The following is a 3,405-nucleotide window of genomic DNA, read 5'->3' as shown; positions in this document are numbered from 1 at the left end:
GCCCCCGGGCGAGGCCGCGGCTGCGGGCGCTGTCAACCACACTCGCCGGGGCGGCGGCGCTCCCCCCGCCGCCCGGGCCGCCCCACCGCCCCGGCCGGGACGAGGGGCGCCGGTCGTTCCGGGGCTACCGCGCGGCCCACTCCACCGGCTCGATCACGACCCCGTTCGGGTCGGTGACCTGGAACAGCTTCTCGCCCCACGGCTCCTCGCGCAGCGGCAGCGTGATCGGGACCCCCGCCTCGCGGAGCCGCCGCTCCTCGGCGGCGACGTCCTCGACGACGAACGCCAGGATCACGCCGTCCGCGGTGCGGTGGCGCTGCTCCTCCGGCAGGACCTCCAGGCCGCGCCGCAGGTAGACGACGTTGACCCCGCCGCCCGGGTGTCCGAGCGAGACGAAGCCGTCGGCCGACATCTCCTCCGTGTATCCGAAGTGCTCCCGGAGGAACGCGGCGGAGGCGGTGACGTCCTCGACGGTCAGGGAGACGGCGGTCTTGGTGATCTGCAAGGCGGGAACCCTCTCGTCGGCATCGCGGGGCATCCGTACGATTACCCCGTACGCAGTACACTATACATAGTACGGAGAATTGCACCAGGGCGGTCCGGGGCCCCCGGGGTCGGGGTATCGCATCGAGCGATGGGGGGCGATCCGACGTCGGACACCGGACAGGAGGTCTCGCCGGAGCAGTCGAGGTCCTCGGCGTACGGGCTGTCGGGTGAGCCGGCCGCGTACGGGGGGTTGCCGGTCGAGCCGTTGGAGGCCTGGTGCCGCGAGGTGCGGGCGGGGGCGGGCCGGCGGATCAACGAGTTCGGGTTGAGCATCCGCGGCCCGCGGCTGGAGGAGCCGTCCGGGCCGACGGTGAACCTGGTGTTCCTCTTCGCGCCGGGCGGTCCGCGGCCGGTGCGGCCGGCGCTCTACTTCGAGTGGTCGTGAGCTTTCGAGTGGTCGTGAGCGGTGCCCCGCCGGGGTCGGCGGGGCACCGTGCGGTCGGCGGGGCGCGTCAGTAGACGCAGGGGATGCCGCCGTCGGACTGGGCGTCGACGCCGGGGCCCTGCATCGGGAGGTTGGCGACCGGGTCGGAGGAGCCGCCGGTGGGGGCCGCGGACTTGTCCCCGCCCACGCCGGTGAAGCCGGTGCCGAGGGTGACCACGACGCGGTCGGCGCCGACGGTGGCGGAGGTGGACTCGGTGGCGGTCACGCCGTAGCGGGCGGCGATCCGGTCGGCGGCCTCCTTGGCGCCCTTGCCGTAGACCACGGTGGTGGTCTTCGGCCGGCCGGCCGCCGATCCGGTCCGGCCCTGCTTGAACCCCATCGCGACCAGGGCCTTGGACTCGGCGGTGGAGGAGACCCCGGCGGCCGAGGAGGCGTTGAGGACGTCGACGGTGACGGTCCCGTCGGCGGTCTGGGTCGGCGTGGGGGTCTGGCTCGTGGGCAGCGGGGTGGCGCCGGGGGTGCCGTCGGCCGGGTCGGTGGCGGCCGGTGCGGCGGCGTCGGCGTAGCCGAACAGCTGCTTGACCACCTTCTGGACCTTCGCCGGGGTCACCAGGTTGACGTCCTGGCCGTTCCGGGTGCCGAAGCCGTCGAAGGTCAGGGTGTTGAACTCGACGTTCCCGCCGGTCAGTGCCGGGGCCTGCTGGGCGAAGTCGAGGATGTTCCACTCGTTGTCGATGACGAGGTCCTTCTGTATGACGCCCATCAGCTGCTGCATCTTGCCGAGGTCGCCGACGATGCCCTTCTGCTTCAGGTTGTGCACGACGGCGGAGATGAAGGCCTGCTGGCGGTGGGTGCGGGCGAAGTCGCCGGAGTTCCCGTCGGGGCCGTCGAGGTTGTGGCGCTGGCGGACGAAGGAGAGCGCCTGGGCGGCGTTGAGGGTGTTGATGCCCTTCTTGAAGTCGGCGCCGGAGCCCTGGCCCTCCATGGCCGGGTCCTTGGTGTCGTGGGTGAGGCAGACCTGGATCGGCTCGACCGCCTTGGCGATGTCGTAGAAGCCCATCAGGTTGACCTCGGCGATGTGGTCGATGGGCTGGTCGAGGAACTTCTGCACGGTGCGGATGGTGGCCGCGCGCCCCAGGTCGCGGCCGGCCTTCTCCAGGTCGGCGCCCTTGAGGCCCTTGGCCCGCAGGCCCGGGTCGGCCTTGTCCTTGGCCGCGCCGTAGGCCTCCTTGATCTTGGCCATGCCCAGTTGGGAGCCGTCGGCGTTGTAGGTCATGACGTAGTCGTCGCGCGGTATCGACACGGCCTGGACCTTGCCGCCGTTCGCCGGGATGTGCAGCAGGATCAGGGAGTTGGTGTTGTACCCGCCGATCTCGGAGCTGTGGCCGGCGTGCAGCTCGTCCTGGACGAACTGCGGGGGCAGGTCGGAGCCGTCCATGTTCTTGCGGCTGTCCAGGCCGATCAGCAACAGGTTGACCGAGTTGTCGAGGTGCTTGGGTGCGTCCTTCTTCGTCTCGGCGATGACGTCGGACGTGGTCATCCCGTCGGTGAGCTGCTTGTACTCGTACCAGACCACCCCGCTGGCGGCGAACACCGCCAGTCCGACGGTGCAGGCCACCACCCGGCCGGCGATCAGCAGCGGGGAGGACGTGCGCTTCCCGTCGCCGCGGCGGGCGGCTGCCCGGCCGCCGCTTCCGGCCTCCGGGGCGCCCCCGGTCCGCTCGGTGCCCCGGGCCGGCCCCGTCCGTCCGGTGCGCTGGGTGTGCTGCTCGGCGTCGTCAGCCACGGTGCCTCCTCCGGTGCCGGACCAGCCGGACCACGATCACCAGTAGGGCCGCGGCCGCGGCCTCGGCCATCACGGGAAAGCCCTGCACCACCCATTTCGCGGCGCCGGTGGCCAGGCCCCTTCCCTGGTAGCGGTCCCGGTGGGCGGCCAGCTCGACGGCGGCCGTCGCGCCGAGGACCACCAGCGGTGAGGCCGCGAGCAGCCACCACCAGCCGTTGCGGCTGCTCAGCGCCGCCGCCACGCCGGTGCCGAGCACCGCGCCCACCGCGAACGCCAGGCCCATGCCGGGGCCGGAGAGTTCGTCGACCGCGGCGCCGGCCAGGGGCAGCCCGAGGGCCGCGGCCACCGGCAGTGCGGCGCCGCCGGGCAGGGGCCGTGCGGGCGCGCCGGGTCCGCCCGCCGTCCGCCGTCGCGAACCCTGGTCGGGCGACCGTCCTCGCTGTCCTGCCACGCACTTACCCCCGGTGTTCCCGTGTCCCGTGCGCCCTGGTGGCGCCGGTGCCCGCTCCGGCGCCTGTCCGTCGTTCGGAAATCCGTTCGCGGTGCTTCCAGTTCTGGACGTCCGGGCCGGTCGTCCGGTTCCCGGGGGGGGGGGGGGGGGCCCGGGGCGCCCCCGGGGGGGGCGGGGGGGGGGGCGTTTGAAGAAAACACGGGGGTGGATAGTGTGGGGCCTCAAGACAAGGAGGCC

At 73.1% G+C, this 3,405-nt stretch carries 4 protein-coding genes; 1 reads left to right on the top strand and 3 read right to left on the bottom strand.

Translation table 11 applies throughout. From position 1 onward, the window contains the following. Window positions 1-124: 124 nt before the first annotated feature. A complete protein-coding gene (locus tag ACFV0O_RS22470; protein WP_380344527.1) occupies window positions 125-505 on the bottom strand; it encodes a VOC family protein in 381 nt (126 codons plus the stop codon). Window positions 506-634: 129 nt separating this feature from the next. Between ACFV0O_RS22470 and ACFV0O_RS22465 the strand changes: the two genes are divergently transcribed. Next, a complete protein-coding gene (locus ACFV0O_RS22465; protein ID WP_380344524.1) occupies window positions 635-931 on the top strand; it encodes a hypothetical protein in 297 nt (98 codons plus the stop codon). Window positions 932-998: 67 nt separating this feature from the next. On the opposite strand, the gene ACFV0O_RS22460 is transcribed toward ACFV0O_RS22465, so the two are convergent. Beyond that, complete coding sequence (locus tag ACFV0O_RS22460; RefSeq protein ID WP_380344521.1) at window positions 999-2,717, bottom strand: LCP family protein; 1,719 nt, start codon at window positions 2,715-2,717, stop codon at window positions 999-1,001. Next, on the bottom strand, window positions 2,710-3,168 hold the full coding sequence (locus ACFV0O_RS22455; RefSeq protein WP_380344518.1) for a DUF6542 domain-containing protein: 459 nt from the start codon (window positions 3,166-3,168) through the stop codon (window positions 2,710-2,712). The genes ACFV0O_RS22460 and ACFV0O_RS22455 overlap by 8 nt, the downstream gene beginning before the upstream one ends. Window positions 3,169-3,405: the final 237 nt, after the last annotated feature.

Origin of the sequence: Kitasatospora sp. NPDC059577 (genome assembly GCF_042735475.1) — a bacterium.
GTDB lineage: Bacteria > Actinomycetota > Actinomycetes > Streptomycetales > Streptomycetaceae > Kitasatospora.
Note: the sequence above shows the minus strand (reverse complement) of the source record. Positions and strands in the feature narration are given on the sequence as shown.